This is a genomic window from uncultured Mesonia sp. (genome assembly GCA_947499595.1).
Classification (GTDB): domain Bacteria; phylum Bacteroidota; class Bacteroidia; order Flavobacteriales; family Flavobacteriaceae; genus Mesonia; species Mesonia sediminis.
The window spans coordinates 157,240-172,263 of sequence record CANMOY010000004.1 but is presented as its reverse complement, the minus strand read 5'-3'; the positions used below and the strand labels follow the sequence as shown (position 1 = coordinate 172,263).

17 protein-coding genes are annotated in these 15,024 nt (G+C 34.5%); 1 reads left to right on the top strand and 16 read right to left on the bottom strand.

Features of this window, described 5'->3' with window-relative positions; all coding sequences use genetic code 11:
* Positions 1–18: 18 nt before the first annotated feature.
* The 14 genes from bshC to recR form a co-directional block, all read right to left on the bottom strand.
* On the bottom strand, positions 19–1,617 hold the full coding sequence (bshC, locus tag ACH2AZ_RS06545; RefSeq protein WP_394907175.1) for a bacillithiol biosynthesis cysteine-adding enzyme BshC: 1,599 nt from the start codon (positions 1,615–1,617) through the stop codon (positions 19–21).
* Between the two features lie 214 nt (positions 1,618–1,831).
* On the bottom strand, positions 1,832–3,139 hold the full coding sequence (gene rimO, locus ACH2AZ_RS06540; protein ID WP_394907174.1) for a 30S ribosomal protein S12 methylthiotransferase RimO: 1,308 nt from the start codon (positions 3,137–3,139) through the stop codon (positions 1,832–1,834).
* A gap of 55 nt (positions 3,140–3,194) precedes the next feature.
* Positions 3,195–3,404 carry a hypothetical protein gene (locus ACH2AZ_RS06535; RefSeq protein WP_394907173.1) on the bottom strand — a complete coding sequence of 70 codons (210 nt, stop codon included), beginning with the start codon at positions 3,402–3,404 and terminating at the stop codon, positions 3,195–3,197.
* Between the two features lie 92 nt (positions 3,405–3,496).
* On the bottom strand, positions 3,497–4,450 hold the full coding sequence (ftsY, locus tag ACH2AZ_RS06530; protein ID WP_379045717.1) for a signal recognition particle-docking protein FtsY: 954 nt from the start codon (positions 4,448–4,450) through the stop codon (positions 3,497–3,499).
* Positions 4,451–4,600: 150 nt separating this feature from the next.
* Positions 4,601–4,750 (bottom strand): DUF4295 domain-containing protein, encoded by a 150-nt coding sequence (locus ACH2AZ_RS06525; RefSeq protein ID WP_147860955.1) that lies wholly within the window; start codon positions 4,748–4,750, stop codon positions 4,601–4,603.
* 6 nt (positions 4,751–4,756) lie between these two features.
* The gene (gene rpmG / locus ACH2AZ_RS06520; RefSeq protein ID WP_141422429.1) at positions 4,757–4,939 is read right to left on the bottom strand and encodes a 50S ribosomal protein L33; all 183 of its coding nucleotides are present in this window, start codon (positions 4,937–4,939) and stop codon (positions 4,757–4,759) included.
* Between the two features lie 26 nt (positions 4,940–4,965).
* Entirely contained in the window at positions 4,966–5,205 is a 240-nt protein-coding gene (gene rpmB / locus ACH2AZ_RS06515) for a 50S ribosomal protein L28 (RefSeq protein WP_147860954.1), read from the bottom strand.
* Positions 5,206–5,286: 81 nt separating this feature from the next.
* Complete coding sequence (locus ACH2AZ_RS06510) at positions 5,287–6,534, bottom strand: CinA family nicotinamide mononucleotide deamidase-related protein (RefSeq protein ID WP_394907172.1); 1,248 nt, start codon at positions 6,532–6,534, stop codon at positions 5,287–5,289.
* 5 nt (positions 6,535–6,539) lie between these two features.
* Positions 6,540–6,881, bottom strand: coding sequence for an Hpt domain-containing protein (locus ACH2AZ_RS06505; protein ID WP_379045724.1), 342 nt, complete (start codon positions 6,879–6,881; stop codon positions 6,540–6,542).
* A 1-nt stretch (position 6,882) separates the two neighbouring features.
* Positions 6,883–7,497: a fumarylacetoacetate hydrolase family protein gene (locus ACH2AZ_RS06500; protein WP_394907171.1), complete on the bottom strand. Its 615-nt coding sequence runs from the start codon at positions 7,495–7,497 to the stop codon at positions 6,883–6,885.
* 2 nt (positions 7,498–7,499) lie between these two features.
* The gene (locus tag ACH2AZ_RS06495; protein WP_394907170.1) at positions 7,500–8,276 is read right to left on the bottom strand and encodes an exonuclease domain-containing protein; all 777 of its coding nucleotides are present in this window, start codon (positions 8,274–8,276) and stop codon (positions 7,500–7,502) included.
* Between the two features lie 141 nt (positions 8,277–8,417).
* Entirely contained in the window at positions 8,418–9,731 is a 1,314-nt protein-coding gene (locus ACH2AZ_RS06490) for a dihydrolipoamide acetyltransferase family protein (RefSeq protein ID WP_394907169.1), read from the bottom strand.
* Positions 9,732–9,807: 76 nt separating this feature from the next.
* A complete protein-coding gene (locus ACH2AZ_RS06485) occupies positions 9,808–10,917 on the bottom strand; it encodes a glycosyltransferase family 2 protein (RefSeq protein ID WP_394907168.1) in 1,110 nt (369 codons plus the stop codon).
* Positions 10,918–10,923: 6 nt separating this feature from the next.
* Positions 10,924–11,541, bottom strand: coding sequence for a recombination mediator RecR (recR, locus tag ACH2AZ_RS06480; RefSeq protein WP_379045739.1), 618 nt, complete (start codon positions 11,539–11,541; stop codon positions 10,924–10,926).
* A gap of 127 nt (positions 11,542–11,668) precedes the next feature.
* On the opposite strand from recR, the gene ACH2AZ_RS06475 reads away from it, so the two are divergent.
* Positions 11,669–13,126 (top strand): sodium:solute symporter, encoded by a 1,458-nt coding sequence (locus ACH2AZ_RS06475; protein ID WP_394907167.1) that lies wholly within the window; start codon positions 11,669–11,671, stop codon positions 13,124–13,126.
* Here the strand turns inward: ACH2AZ_RS06475 and ACH2AZ_RS06470 are convergent.
* Both ACH2AZ_RS06470 and ACH2AZ_RS06465 read right to left on the bottom strand, forming a co-directional pair.
* Positions 13,103–13,471 carry a CoA-binding protein gene (locus ACH2AZ_RS06470; protein WP_394907166.1) on the bottom strand — a complete coding sequence of 123 codons (369 nt, stop codon included), beginning with the start codon at positions 13,469–13,471 and terminating at the stop codon, positions 13,103–13,105. The two genes, ACH2AZ_RS06475 and ACH2AZ_RS06470, sit on opposite strands and share 24 nt — an antisense overlap.
* A 396-nt stretch (positions 13,472–13,867) precedes the next feature.
* The gene (locus ACH2AZ_RS06465) at positions 13,868–14,887 is read right to left on the bottom strand and encodes a 3-oxoacyl-ACP synthase III family protein (RefSeq protein WP_394907165.1); all 1,020 of its coding nucleotides are present in this window, start codon (positions 14,885–14,887) and stop codon (positions 13,868–13,870) included.
* Positions 14,888–15,024 lie beyond the last annotated feature (137 nt).

The following is a 15,024-nucleotide window of genomic DNA, read 5'->3' as shown; positions in this document are numbered from 1 at the left end:
ACTTTTCATATGAAATATTTAGTACGGCAAAGTTATTATTTTAAATCGTAGGTCTAAAGGCTTTAGTTCATTTTGTAAACGTTTTATTAGAAGTTCTCCATTTTCTTCGTAAAACTGAGCAAAATTAAGTTGACGTTCTTGTAAACTTTTTTGTGGGAATAAGGCGTTTTGCAGTTGCATTATGCGTTCTAAGCTTTCCTTTAGTTTCCTTTTTTGGGCTTTTAACAAGCGTTTTTCTAAATGCATCAAGCCATTTATTTGCTTTTGCTCTTGAGCAGCTACAGCTCCCTTAAACGATTTATCGGTTTCATTTGCAAGCCTATACAAATCTTCAAACTGCTTTTTCAAAAACTTTTTTTGTGAAGAAAAATCAATCTGTATTGCCGAAAGTTGTTTTATCTTCTGCGTCAGCAACTCATTTTGATCTAAAAATAAATCGGCAATAGCCAAATTGAGCTTTTTGCGTTTGCGTTGCTGTTTTTCAGAGACAATTAATGCAGAATTTCGGAGCAATAGTATGGGAAATGTGACTTTTTGAGATTTAAAATAAGGCTTTAATTGAAACCAATAGGCCAGCTCTCCTCCTCCACCTATATAACATAAGTTTGGCAATAAAGTCTCTTGGTAAAGCGGACGCATGATTACATTTGGTGAAAATCGCTCTGGGTGTTCTTTTATTTCTTTACGGATTTGACTTTCGGTAAATTCAAAAACTGTATTATTCACCTTAAATTTGCCGTCTTCATAAAGAATACGCTCCCGTATATTTGGTTTTAGATAAAAAAGATTAATCCCACGCGGATTTACCTGCGTTCTATAATTAGCTTCTTGCAATTGTTGAGAGGTTTGCTCAACTTGCTCGTAGGCAGTTTGGTTAAACACCTCATCTTCTATATGCGGAATAAATGTTTCTTTTAATTTTTTACTGTTGGCATCTAATATAACTAAACCTGTATCTTGAAAAAGTTCATGAACAATGTAACGGGTAGCATCTGCTAAAGTTTCCTGCTGAGCATAGGCTTTTTTAAATAAATTAATCAAGTATTGCGCGTTCTCTGAATCGCCTAGAACCGACTGAAAAGATTGGATAACTTGATCAAAACGTTCTGTTTTTAGTTCTCCTACAGCCCCTGAGCTATCAATATCCCAACTTATTTTATGTTCTCGGTAATTAAAAAAGTTAATTTCGGCAAAGTCATGATCTTCGGTAGCCATCCAATACACAGGAACAAAATTCTGTAAAGGGTATTTCACTGAAAGCTCTTCGGCTAAATTAATAGTCGAAATAATTTTATATAAAAAATAAAGAGGGCCCGTAAATAAATTGAGTTGATGCCCTGTGGTAATGGTAAAAGTATTGTCTTTTTCTAAAGCTCTTATATTGGTCTCTACTTTTTTTGAAACCGGTAAATTCTTATATTGTTCTTGAAGCTCTTGTACAAGAATTTTACGGTGTTCAGCTTTATAATTTTCTTGTTTCTCTTCTATTTGCTTTTGAAAATTCTTTAAATCAGGAAACCGGTTGTAAAAGACATCGAGCGTCTTTTTTTTATTCAGGTAGTCTATAATTAGAGGAGAAAAGTAATTGGTTTCTTGATAGGCAATACAGTCTGACATAAATTACACTTTATACGTACAAAGATACATTTGTTAAGCTTTTAATCTACTAATTTTTAGTTAACAAAAAAACGCGAACTGTAAAATAAACTATAGGACAGGTAATTTTATTCTGAATCAAAGTTATTTTGAAAAATAAAAAAATTCAATTAAAGATTAACACAAAGCATAATGGGAATAAAAAAGCTTTGGAAATTACCAAGGCTTTTTTTATTTAAGCGGTTACGGGTTCTCCGTACAAATCAAAATCGGCTGCTTCTGTAATTTTCACTTCGGCAAAATCGCCTGTTTTTAAATAAAATTTCGTTGCATCAATAAGCACTTCATTATCAACATCGGGTGAATCAAATTCTGTACGGCCCACAAAGTAATTTCCTTCTTTACGGTCAATTACACATTTAAAATTTTGGCCTATTTTTTCTTGATTGAGTTCCCATGAAATTTGCGATTGAATTTCCATAATTTCATTGGCGCGCTGTTGTTTTATATCTTCTGGCACATCATCAACTAAATTAAAAGCATGGGTGTTTTCTTCATGAGAATAAGTAAAACAGCCTAAACGTTCAAAGCGCATAGCTTTTACCCAGTCTTTCAATTCTTGAAAATGTGCTTCTGTCTCGCCTGGATAGCCAACAATTAATGTGGTTCTAATAGCCATTGCTGGAACTTTTTCTCTGAATTTGTGAATGAGTTCTGTTGTCTTGGCGTGAGTTGTGCCACGACGCATAGATTTTAATAAATCATCTGAAATATGTTGCAAAGGTATATCTAGGTAATTACAGACTTTCGGCTCATTTTTAATTACATCGAGCACATCCATAGGAAAGCCCGTAGGAAAAGCATAATGCAATCTTATCCATTGAATGCCTTCCACCTTCACCAATTCTTTTAGTAAATCCGCTAAAGCGCGCTTTTTGTAAAGATCTAAACCGTAATAAGTTAAATCTTGTGCAATTAAAATAAGTTCTTTTACGCCATTCTTAGCTAGGTTTTTAGCCTCTTGCACAAGGTTTTCTATAGGTGTTGATTTATGCTTGCCACGCATTAATGGTATGGCACAAAAGCTACACGGACGATCACAGCCTTCTGCGATTTTTAAAAAAGCATAATTTTTTGGGGTAGTAGTTATGCGTTCCCCGATTAACTCATGTTTATAATCTGCACCCAATGCCTTAAGTAATGCCGGTAACTCGGTTGTACCAAAATATTGGTCAACATTTGGAATTTCTTTTACTAAATCTGGCTTATAACGTTCAGAGAGGCAACCCGTCACAAAAACCTTATCTACCAAACCTTCTTCCTTACGTTGTACAAAATCTAGTATGGTGTTTACAGATTGTTCTTTGGCATTGTCTATAAACCCACAAGTATTTATCACAACAACATTACCTTCTTGCTCATGAACCACTTCCTTCTTATTGGCTTTTAGTTGCCCCATAAGTACTTCTGAATCATAAAGGTTTTTGCTACAACCTAGGGTAACAACATTTATTTTATTTTTCTTTAGAGATTTTGTACGCATAGCTATTTAAAATGTGTGCAAAGGTACAATCTAAAAATTAGAAATAGGCAAATATTTACGAATTAACTTGGGTATAATAAGCTACAAAATCGGCTTCAAAATAATGGATTGCAGCCATAGCAAGCATACTTATTAAAAGAAAAGTCCAATTTATTTTGTGAGCTTTATAAAGCCAATAGCCCAACATAAGAATTATAAAAAATGGAAGGGCAATGAGCAGGTTTAAACCCCAATCGTATCCCTGAAAACCTGCCACAATTTTCATGATAACAAAGAATAAACAATACAGCAGTACTACCTTTGTAGTGTTCCCCTTGGCTCTCTCGGAAAATAAAGGTGGCTTTTCTTCCAAATTATCTATAAATTTTGTTTGAAAAACGAATCAACAAATTCGAATTTATTAAAGACTTGCAAGTCATCAATTCCTTCTCCTACCCCTATATATTTAACAGGGATTTTAAACTGATCGCTAATACCTATTACTACTCCACCCTTAGCTGTACCATCAAGTTTGGTTACTGCTAAACTACTCACCTCGGTGGCAGCTGTAAATTGTTTGGCTTGCTCAAAAGCGTTTTGACCTGTACTACCATCTAAAACCAGCAAAACTTCGTGTGGGGCATCTGGCACTACTTTCTGCATTACTCGCTTTATTTTGGTAAGCTCATTCATCAAGTTGATTTTGTTATGCAATCTTCCAGCGGTATCTATAATTACCACATCAGCACCTTTATTTACACCACTTTGAAGAGTGTCAAAGGCAACTGAAGCCGGGTCGCTACCCATTTTTTGTTTAACAATAGGAACTTCTACTCGATCTGCCCAAATTTGAAGTTGATCTATAGCGGCTGCCCTAAATGTATCTGCTGCACCCAGCACAACACTTTTACCCTGACTTTTAAATTGATGTGCCAATTTACCAATGGTTGTAGTTTTACCTACTCCATTTACCCCAACAACCATAATCACATAAGGTTTCTTATCGGGCAAATTAAAATTGGTTTGATCTTCTGTTTCGCTTAACAATCCGGCAATCTCTTCTCTTAAAATTTGATCGAGTTCATCTGTCCCTAAATATTTATCTTTGGCAACGCGAGCTTCAATGCGATCGATTATTCGAATAGTTGTTTTCACCCCAACATCACTGCTTACTAGAACTTCTTCTAAGTTATCAAGAACCTCATCATCTACTTTTGATTTACCAGCAACGGCTTTGCTCAGTTTACCAAAAAAACTAGATTTTGATTTTTCTAAGCCTTTGTCTAAAGTCTCTTTTTTTTCTTTAGAAAATATCTTTTTAAAAAAATTCATGACAGAATTATTAGAAGTGTAATTTTAAAAACTCAAAGTTAGCTTTTTTATTCAATGAAAGCCAAAATAATGCTAAAATATACGCGTTACTTAAATTAAAAAAACCGTCTTGTATTAACAAGACGGTTTATATACTGTGTTAAGTTATTCTTATTTCTTAAGATAATCTTTCACTTGTTCTGGCGCCATAATTGCCTCAACAAAAGTGTACGCTCCTGTTTTTGGAGACTTAACCATTTTTATAGCTTTGGTAAGTCTTTTTGATCCTGTTTGTAACGATGCTACCGATTTCTTTGCCATAACTTATTACTTTATTTCTTTATGAACCGTCATTTTATTTAAAATAGGGTTAAATTTCTTTAACTCCATTCTATCCGGCGTGTTTTTTTTATTTTTAGTTGTGATATATCTAGATGTACCTGGCTTACCAGTTGCTTTATGCTCTGTACATTCAAGAATTACTTGTACTCTATTTCCTTTCTTTGCCATTGCTCTATGATTTTAAAGATTCAAGATTACTTGGTTAAGAAACCTTTTTCTCTAGCTTCTTTAATGACAGCAGAGATTCCTCTTTTGTTAATATTTTTTAATGCAGAAGTAGACACTTTCAAAGTAACCCACTTATCCTCTTCTGGGATGTAAAAACGTTTTTTAACCAAATTGGCTTTAAATTTACGTTTTGTTTTATTCATAGCGTGAGAAACGTTATTTCCTACCATCGCTTTCTTTCCCGTAAGTTCACAAACTCTTGACATGTTTTCTAATCTTTATCGCGTTATTCAAAACAGATTGCAAATTAACAACATTATCTCGAAACAAACAACAATTTCAAAGATTTAATTCCAATTTTCTTCTAATAATATTTGTTGGGCCTTAACCACTGCCTTTTCAATAATCTTTTCTCTATTTTTTTTCCAAAGAAAACTAAATACTTTTTCTACTCCAGGTGCAACTAAGGCAATATAAACTTGGCCGATATCAGCTTGACTATCTCCTTTGGTTGGCCCTGCATTTCCTGTAGTAGCCAAAGCAACATCAGCACCTGTTTGCTGTTTTACTTTTTTAGCCATTTCTAAGGTCACCTCTTTACTAACTACGGAGTACTTTTGAATTATCGACTCTTCTATCTTGAGTAAGTCTATTTTCATTTGGGTAGCATAGGTTACCAAACCCGCTAGAAAGTAAGAACTAGCGCCCGGCACATTTACTAAGCTTGAGGCTATTTGACCACCTGTACAGCTTTCTGCAAGCGCCAAATGCTGATTTTTCAGATTGAACTTACGCGCTATTTCTTCTTCGATACTAGTCTCTCCTTCAAATCCTTTTATATATCCGCCAATATAGCTTTTTAAATTTTTAAATGCCTCCTTTAGTGCTTGTTCTAAAATTTCTTTATTTCCTCCTCTAGCACTTAATCGCAAGCGAACTTTCCCTAAACTTGGCAGGTAAGCTAATTTTATAAAAGAAGGTAAATTGTTTTCCCAATCTTCAATTAGTTTGGCTAATGTACTCTCGCCTACTCCATAAGTTAAAGCTGTCTTATGTATAATATAAGGGCGTTCAAAAGTTTTAGCCAATCGAGGCAAAGCTTCTTTGGTGAAAATATTCTTCATTTCATATGGTACCCCTGGCATTGAAATGTATACTTTTCCATTTTCAAAAAACCACATTCCTGGTGCCGTACCAAATTCATTTTTTAAAGCAATTGCCTTTGACGGAATATAAGCTTGATCTCGGTTAAGTTTTGAGATTGAAGAAGTTTCAATATATTTTTCAAATAAATCCTCTATATGGCTAAGCACCTTAAGATTTTCAACCAGTTCGTCTTGAAAATAATTACAGAGCGTCTCTTTGGTTTTATCATCTTTAGTTGGCCCTAAACCTCCTGTAATAATAATTATCTGGTTATAGGCTTCGGCTTTTTTAAGCGCATTAAAAATATGGGTAGGATGATCTTGAATAGAAGTAATTTGAGTTACCTCAACACCAATTTTATTAAGTTCTTGAGCTAAGAAAGCGGAGTTGGTATCTGTGATTTGACCTATAAGAATTTCGTCTCCTATAGTTATAATCTCTGCATTCATATATATTATGCTATCTCTTTATGAAGTGCATCGGTAGCCATTAAAACTGTATCTTTCACTCTTCTTGCAATGGCCAAAATTTCATCTTCCCTATAAGATTCTTGCTCTTTACCCCATCCTTCAAGTTGTTTAATTTCATGACTTAACCCTAAACCAAACAATTGAAGGTTAGGTTTAACTTTATGAGCAATCGCATAAACCATGGGTTTATTTTCATTTTGAACGGCTTCGTAAAGTTGGGTAATATCAATAGGAACTTCCTCTAGAAAGGCGTTTACAATTTCTTTAATAAAATCGCTATCTCCAGCGGCCATTTCCCGCACATCATCTAAATTATATAATTTCATGTTACTTGATATTTACCTTAAAAAAGGAGGTTTTTTCTAGGAATCCTTCGAGGGTATCTCCTGGATTTATCTTACTAACCCCCGCAGGAGTTCCTGTAAAAATAATATCTCCTATTTTCAAAGTAAAATAACTCGAAATATATTCGATTAACTCATCTATTTTATAGAGCATCTGCGCCGAATTACCCGCCTGAACCGTCTGGTTATTCTTCTTTAGCGTAAAAGAAATTTGGTCAATATTTTTAATCTCAGCTTTATGTATCCATTTTTCTGCGATTACAGCTGAGCCATCGAAGGCTTTTGCTTTTTCCCAAGGTAAACCTTCTTTTTTTAGTTGTTTTTGTAAATCTCTAGCAGTAAAATCTATTCCCAGACCTATTTCATCATAATATTTATGTGCAAACTTTTTTTGTATGTGTTTACCTACTTTTTTAATTTTAACCAATAACTCCACCTCATGGTGAATTTCATTAGAAAAATCTGGTATAAAAAAAGCTTGCTTTTTGAGTAGGATTGCCGAGTCTGGTTTTAGAAATAAAACCGGAGCATCTGGCTTTTGGTTCTCCAACTCTTGGATATGATCTGTATAATTTCTGCCTACACAAATAATCTTCATGCTTAATTCAGTTTTTGAGTCAGTTTTCGCAATTTAATGGCAGTAAGAACTTTCTTTGTATATAACGGGAAATCGGCATTTTGAATCCATCCATAATATCCTGGTTCCTTCTCAAAAACCTCTTCTACCTTTTTACCTTTATGTTTACCGAATGCAAAAACCTCCTCTTGTTGTTTATTGTAAGCTATAAACCCAGCAAAGTCTACAAATTTTTTATGTGCGCTAAAATTAGCTAACCACTCAGTATTATTCTCTAAATCTGGATAACGCTCTAATTGAGATTCTAGCACTTCAAAAGTTGCTAAGGTATCAGCCTCGGCACTATGAGCATCAATAAGTTCTTTATTGCAATAGAATTTATAGGCTGCTTCTAAGGTTCGCTTCTCCTTTTTATGGAAAATGGTTTGCACGTCTATTGCCAAGGAACTTTTAATATCGAAATCGATACCTGCTCGCAAAAACTCTTCAGCTAATAAAGGTATATCAAATCGATTGCTATTATAACCACCTAAATCACAACCTCTAATCATTTCATATAAAGCTTTAGCTCTTTCTTTAAAGGTAGGTTCATTAACTACATCTTCATCGGAAATACCATGTATTTTAGTAACTTCTGCAGGAATTGGCATTTCTGGATTAACACGCCAACAAATACTTTCTTTATTAGAATTGGGATAAACCTTTAAAACTGCAATTTCTACAATTCTATCTTTTGCTATTTGCGTTCCTGTAGTTTCTAAATCAAAAAAGCAAATGGGTTTTGTTAACCTTAAATTCATAGTCTAGTGTTTATTTTCAAAAATAACAATATTAAAAAGAAAAGTGCTATTAATAGGTTTAATTACTTTTATAATTTATTCATTTAAACAAAAAAAACCGCTTGCGAGAGCAAACGGTTTCTTTTATAATATTAATTAAATTTATATACTTCTATTTTCATCAAAACCTTCTAGATATTGCGCAACCCGTTGCACAAACTGCCCACCTAAAGCTCCATTTACCACGCGGTGGTCATAGCTATGCGACAAGAACATCTTATAGCGAATACCTATAAAGTCGCCGTCTGGTGTTTCAACAACAGCAGGCACTTTACGGATTGCTCCCAAGGCCAAAATAGCAACTTGAGGTTGATTGATAATTGGCGTTCCCATAATGCTCCCAAAAGTACCTACATTAGTAACGGTGTAAGTTCCGCCTTGGGTGTCGTCTGGTTTTAATTTACCTGCTCGAGCGCGGTTGGCTAAATCGTTTACAGCTTTGGCCATACCAACTAAGTTCAATTGATCAGCATGTTTGATTACAGGCACAATAAGGTTACCATCTGGTAAAGCGGCCGCCATACCAAGATTGATATTTTTTCTTTTAATAATTTTATCTCCATCTACAGAAATATTAATTAACGGAAAATCTTTAATTGCCTTTGCTACTGCTTCCATAAAGATTGGAGTAAAAGTTAGCTTTTCACCCTCACGTTTTTGGAAAGCATCTTTATTTTTCTTGCGCCAATTCCAGATCTTCGTCACATCCACTTCGATAAATGATTGTACGTGAGCAGAGGTTTGTACGCTTTGGACCATATGGTGGGCAATCATTTTACCCATTCTAGTCATTTCAACAATCTCATCACCGTCTTGACTTGGAACAGGAACGCTGGTCTTTGGTGCAGAAGTTTGGGCAACACTATTCTGTTTTGAAGATGTAGCTGCCGGTGCAGACACGGCACTCGATCTATTCTCGATATAAGCTAATATGTCATTTTTTGTAACACGCCCTTCTAATCCGGAGCCTTCAATTTTATCTAATTCAGCAACACTTATTCCTTCTTTTTGAGCAATGCTTTTTACCAAAGGAGAATAAAATTTATCACTCTCGGCAAAGTCGGTCGCCAATGAATCTTGAACTTGATTAATTTGCTCTTGCACCTGTTTACTCTCAGATGAACCTTCTGATTGGTTATTCTCTGGTGAAGACGGAGCTTCATCGGCTACATCGGCATCGGTCTCTATAATTGCAATGGTTTGCCCGACTTGAACAACATCATCTACATCAAACAATTTTTCTACAATTGTACCTTCTACTTCACTAGGCACCTCACTATCTACTTTATCTGTTGCGATTTCTAAAACTGCTTCATCTTCTTCTATCTTATCGCCTACTTCTTTTAGCCAATTGGTAATGGTTGCCTCTGCAACGCTTTCTCCCATTTTCGGAAGTTTTAGTTCAAATTTTGCCATATCTTTTTTCTAAAGATGATTTTGTTATTAATGGTTGCGAATTTACTCAAAATAAGTCTATATGAATAATTGTTTTTCAAAATTTTATAATTTCACCCTGAGTGAAACTCGAATCGCTTCCTAGTGCAAAATTAAAATTTGAAGGGATTAGCCTAAAACGGTTTTGTTTAGCTTTTTGTTTTTGGATTATATAAATAATTTCTTCATAAGCCAATGCTTTTGCTTCTACTATTATAAGGCTAGCATAAAAATCTTTTTTTAAAATCAATTTTTTATCGGCTAGGTGCAGTGGTAAATCCACTTGTTTTAATATAGCTCGATTATGTTCTGCCTCGGTTTCAATGCAGAGTATCTGTTTTAGGTTTTGAGGCTTGTTTCTTTGTTGTGTTTTCAAAGCATAAAGACTCTCAAGTAGTTTTAAGCCAGGTTTTATCAAGCCTAATTTTTTTTCTTTAAAATGCTTTTTATAAAACAAATGCATCGCCCCAAAAAAACGCTCCCTATATTTTTTATCTTTTACAGTGCTTTCTCCCTTAAAGTGAATTACGCGCTCACTACCTAAATAATAATTTTGATAGCCCTTCTTTAAAAACTTATAGCTCAAGTCAATATCTTCTCCATACATAAAATAATCTTCATCAAGTCCTCCCACTTCCCAATACCGATCTTTTCTCATGAGCATAAAAGCACCTACCAAAACCTGCACTTTTCCGTTTTTGGCAAAATGCAACGGATGATAATAATTCTTGTCATAACCCATCATCTTTTCGAGCGCCACGCGTGGCGTGGGCACTTGTCGTTTACTTTCTTTTAAGTATTCTCCCGTCCCGCTAATTAAACGCACTCCTAGTGCTCCTAAATCTTCATTCTTTTCAGCATTAGCTAAAGCATTTACAAAACAATTTTCTCCCACCACCGTGTCTGGATTTAATAAGCAGATATAAGTACCTTTTGCTTGTTTAATTCCTAAATTATTGCCTTTGCTAAATCCCGAATTATTAGAATTCTCAATACAAATCACATTAGGAAAATATCGCTTTACCCAAGCCACACTTTCATCTTGCGAGTTATTGTCAATAACAATAATTTCTGCATCGAGGTTTTTAATGGCTCTTTCTACACTATCTAGGCACAGCATTAAATGGTAAGGCACCTTATAGTTTAAAATAACTACAGAAAGTTTCATTTACACTTAGTTTTTAAGAGAGTTTTCAAAAGGGATGCGGTGTAAAATACTTCTTCCCAGTGTAATTTCATCGGCATATTCTAATTCGTCTCCTACGCCAATTCCTCTGGCAATTGTAGAGGTTTTTACCGATTCATTTTCGAGTTGTTTATAGATATAAAAATTGGTAGTATCGCCTTCCATTGTACTTGAAAGCGCAAAAATAACTTCCTCTACCGTACCGTTTTTTACCTTTTGCACTAAAGAAGATATGTTTAATTGGCCAGGACCAATACCTTCAATAGGATTTATCTTTCCTCCTAAAACATGGTAGACACCTTGATATTGACTGGTATTTTCAATTGCCATCACATCGCGAACATCTTCGACAACACAAACGGTCGATTTATCTCTTTTAACATTAGCACAAATCGAACAGATTTTTGTGTCACTCACCATATGGCAATTTTCACAAAATACAATTCGTGTTTTTAAATCTAACAAGGCTTTAGACAAGTGCACGGTTTGCTCCTCGGGTTGCTTTAACAAGTGAAGTGCTAATCGTAACGCTGTTCGCTTCCCTATTCCTGGCAATAAAGCTATTTCTTCAACAGCTTTCTCTAGTAACTTTGATGAAAAATCCATAGGTCAAAAATACAATTTATTTTTATTGTTATTTGCCAATAATCCGCTTTAAGCGAAGTAAAATGAATAATTAATTTAAACAACAGCTTTGTAATTTGCAGAAAAAACTAAGTTTGTAAGAAAAAACATGCAGCCAACCACCATTTTGTTTTTAATTCTAGCCTATTTTGGGGTGCTAATTTTAATTTCCTATCTCACAGGTAAAGATGATAGTAACGAAACCTTTTTTAAAGCAAAGGGTCAATCTCCTTGGTATGTTGTAGCCTTTGGTATGATTGGAGCTTCGCTTTCTGGAGTAACTTTTATATCGGTACCGGGGTGGGTTAAAGATGCCCAGTTTAGTTACTTACAGGTGGTAATGGGCTATTTATTTGGCTATCTTGTAATTGTTTATATTCTCTTACCCATTTACTATCGACTAAATGTTACTTCTATTTACGAGTATTTGTCTCAACGATTTGGTGTGGTTAGCTACAAAACCGGAGCGTTTTTTTTCTTTATTTCTCGCGTTTTAGGTGCCGCTTTTAGACTTTTTTTGGTGGCCACGGTCTTGCAATATTTCATTTTCGAAAAATGGGGGGTTCCTTTTATTTTTACAGTTTCCTTATCTATTGCATTTATTTGGATATATACCGCTCGAGGCGGAATAAAAACAATTGTTTATACCGATACGCTACAAACCTTTTTTATGTTATTGGCCGTAGGTATTGCAATTTTTACAATTATCTATGAAATGAATTGGACTTTAACCGATTTATTCTCTTCTACACAGCTAAAGAGCTATTCTAAAACTTTCTTTTTTGACAGTTGGCTAGAGCGAAATTATTTTTGGAAATCATTTTTAGGAGGTATGTTTATTACCATTTGCATGACAGGATTAGACCAAGACATGATGCAGAAAAACCTGACTTGCAAAAGCCTTAAAGAAGCTCAGAAAAACATGTTGTCTTACAGTTTAGTATTTGTTCCTATTAATATTTTGTTCCTCTTACTAGGCGCGCTTTTATTTATGTATGCTGAACAAAATGGTATTGCTGTACCTCTTCTAGATGGAAAAGAAAAAACAGATTTACTTTTTCCTGAAATTGCGCTCAACGGCGATTTAGGACTAGGTTTAGGAATCGTTTTTATATTAGGTTTAATTGCAGCCGCCTACTCGAGTGCAGATAGCGCGTTAACTTCCTTAACCACAAGTTTCTGTGTAGATTTTCTGGATATAAAGAAAAAACAGGCAATGCAGCAAAAAAAATTGAGAAAAAAAGTACACCTACTCATCAGCCTACTACTCATTTTAGTTATTGTAGCCTTTAAATATTTGCTAGATTCTAGTGTAATTGATCTTTTGCTTAAAGCGGCTTCCTATACCTACGGCCCCTTATTAGGGTTATTTACATTTGGAATTTTTACTAAGCATCAAGTAAAAGATAAATGGGTGGCGATTGTGGCGGTACTTGCGGTTATTACAACCTATATTATTGGCAGTATTCCTGCCGAACTTATAGGTGGATATCATTTTAATTATGAATTATTGATAGTAAATGGTTTGCTCACTTTTATTGGCTTAATATTGATTCGTCGCAAGTAAAACCAATGTACAAGCTACCTCTACTTTGATGCTCTCATCACGTAATAACCGATAGAAATCTGGATTTTCTGTACCTGGATTAAACAAAACACGTTTTGGTCTTAAGTCCAGAATATAGTCATAGTAAGCGGGTTGACGTTTAGGGTTTATATATAAAGTAACGGTATCTATATTTTCAAAATTTTGCGGCTCCGTTTCTATCGTTACATCGGCTACATTACCGGGACGCAAACCAATGGCGCAAGTAGGTATATTTGATTTTCTTAAAGCTTTTATCGCTTTGTTTGAATATCTGTTTTCTTTTAGTGAGGCTCCTAGTACTAAAGTTTTTTTTTGGTCTTTCATGATATATATTTTTAAAATTCAGTTCATATACTTTGGTTATTTAAAAACACTACTATAAAATTGAATTAAAATTGAAGATACAAAATGAAGCGACTCAAAAAATTTTTTTCAAAATTTTGTAACATCTCTATCTTTTTAAAGTCATTTAAACAGTATGCTAGAATAAGTAACTTGATGAATTATAAATGGATTAGCATTTTTTATTCACATAACATTAAGAGCTCATTATCAAAATGTTAAACTATATTAAAGCGTGCAACTTTTTTATTTTTTATTCGTCTTATAGATAGAAGTATGTTGGTAATTTATTTGAATTAGCCTTTAAAAAATGACCGCAGTATAAAAACGCCACGATAATTATCGTGGCGTTCCTTTTTAAATTGAAATATAAATTTTCTACCAATTTATTATAGCACTTCCCCAAGTAAATCCGCTACCAAAGGCAGCTAAAACAACCTTGTCACCAGACTTGATTTTTCCTTCTTCCCAAGCTTCAGTTAACGCAATAGGTATAGATGCGGCTGTGGTATTCCCATATCGTTCAATGTTATTATAGACCTGATCATCACTTAATTTGAACTTTTTTTGAATAAATTGAGAAATTCTCAAATTAGCTTGATGCGGAATTAACATATCTATATCGCTAATCTCTAAACCATTATGTTGGAGTCCTTCATTTATAACCTCTGAGAAACGCTGTACGGCATTTTTAAAAACGAATTGTCCATTCATATAAGGGTAGTAAGGAATATCTTCTGTTTTCCCTGACTTTTGCTCCTCAATTATCTCGGGTACCCAATGCATAGTACTTGGCCCTTTTAAAGCTAACTCTAACGCATGTTTTCCTTGAGAATGTAGGTGAGTAGACAGAATCCCCTCTCCTATATGGTTACTGCGCGTTAACACGGCCGCACCAGCACCATCACCAAAAATCACTGACACCCCACGACCACGTGTACTCATATCTAAACCTCCACTATGATTCTCACTTCCAATAAGCAGCACATTTTTATACATTCCAGTTTTAATAAATTGATCGGCTACTGAAAGACCATAAATAAATCCGCTACATTGGTTACGCACATCTAAAGCGGGACAGGTATGAATGTCTAACAATTCTTGAACCTGAACACCACAACCAGGAAAATAGTAATCTGGACTTAAAGTAGCAAAAACAATTAAATCGATATCATCTTTACTTACATTAGCTCTTTCTAAAGCTATTTTAGCTGCTTTAACCCCCATGATTGCAGTAGAATTACCATCATCTTTTTTAATATGTCTACGTTCTTTTATTCCTGTTCGTTCTTGAATCCAAGCATCATTGGTATCCATCAATTTAGAAAGATCGTCGTTAGTGACTATATTTTCAGGGACGTATTTCCCTAGTCCAGCAATTTTAGTTTGATATAGCATGTGATGTCTTTTGATTTTTCAGGTGGCAATATACATAATATGGGCTTCGAACGAAAAAAACTTAAACGGTTAAACACCAATTACACTAAAAATACTTTTCAACATCTTCATTAAATTTACATTGCGTCCAAACCAAA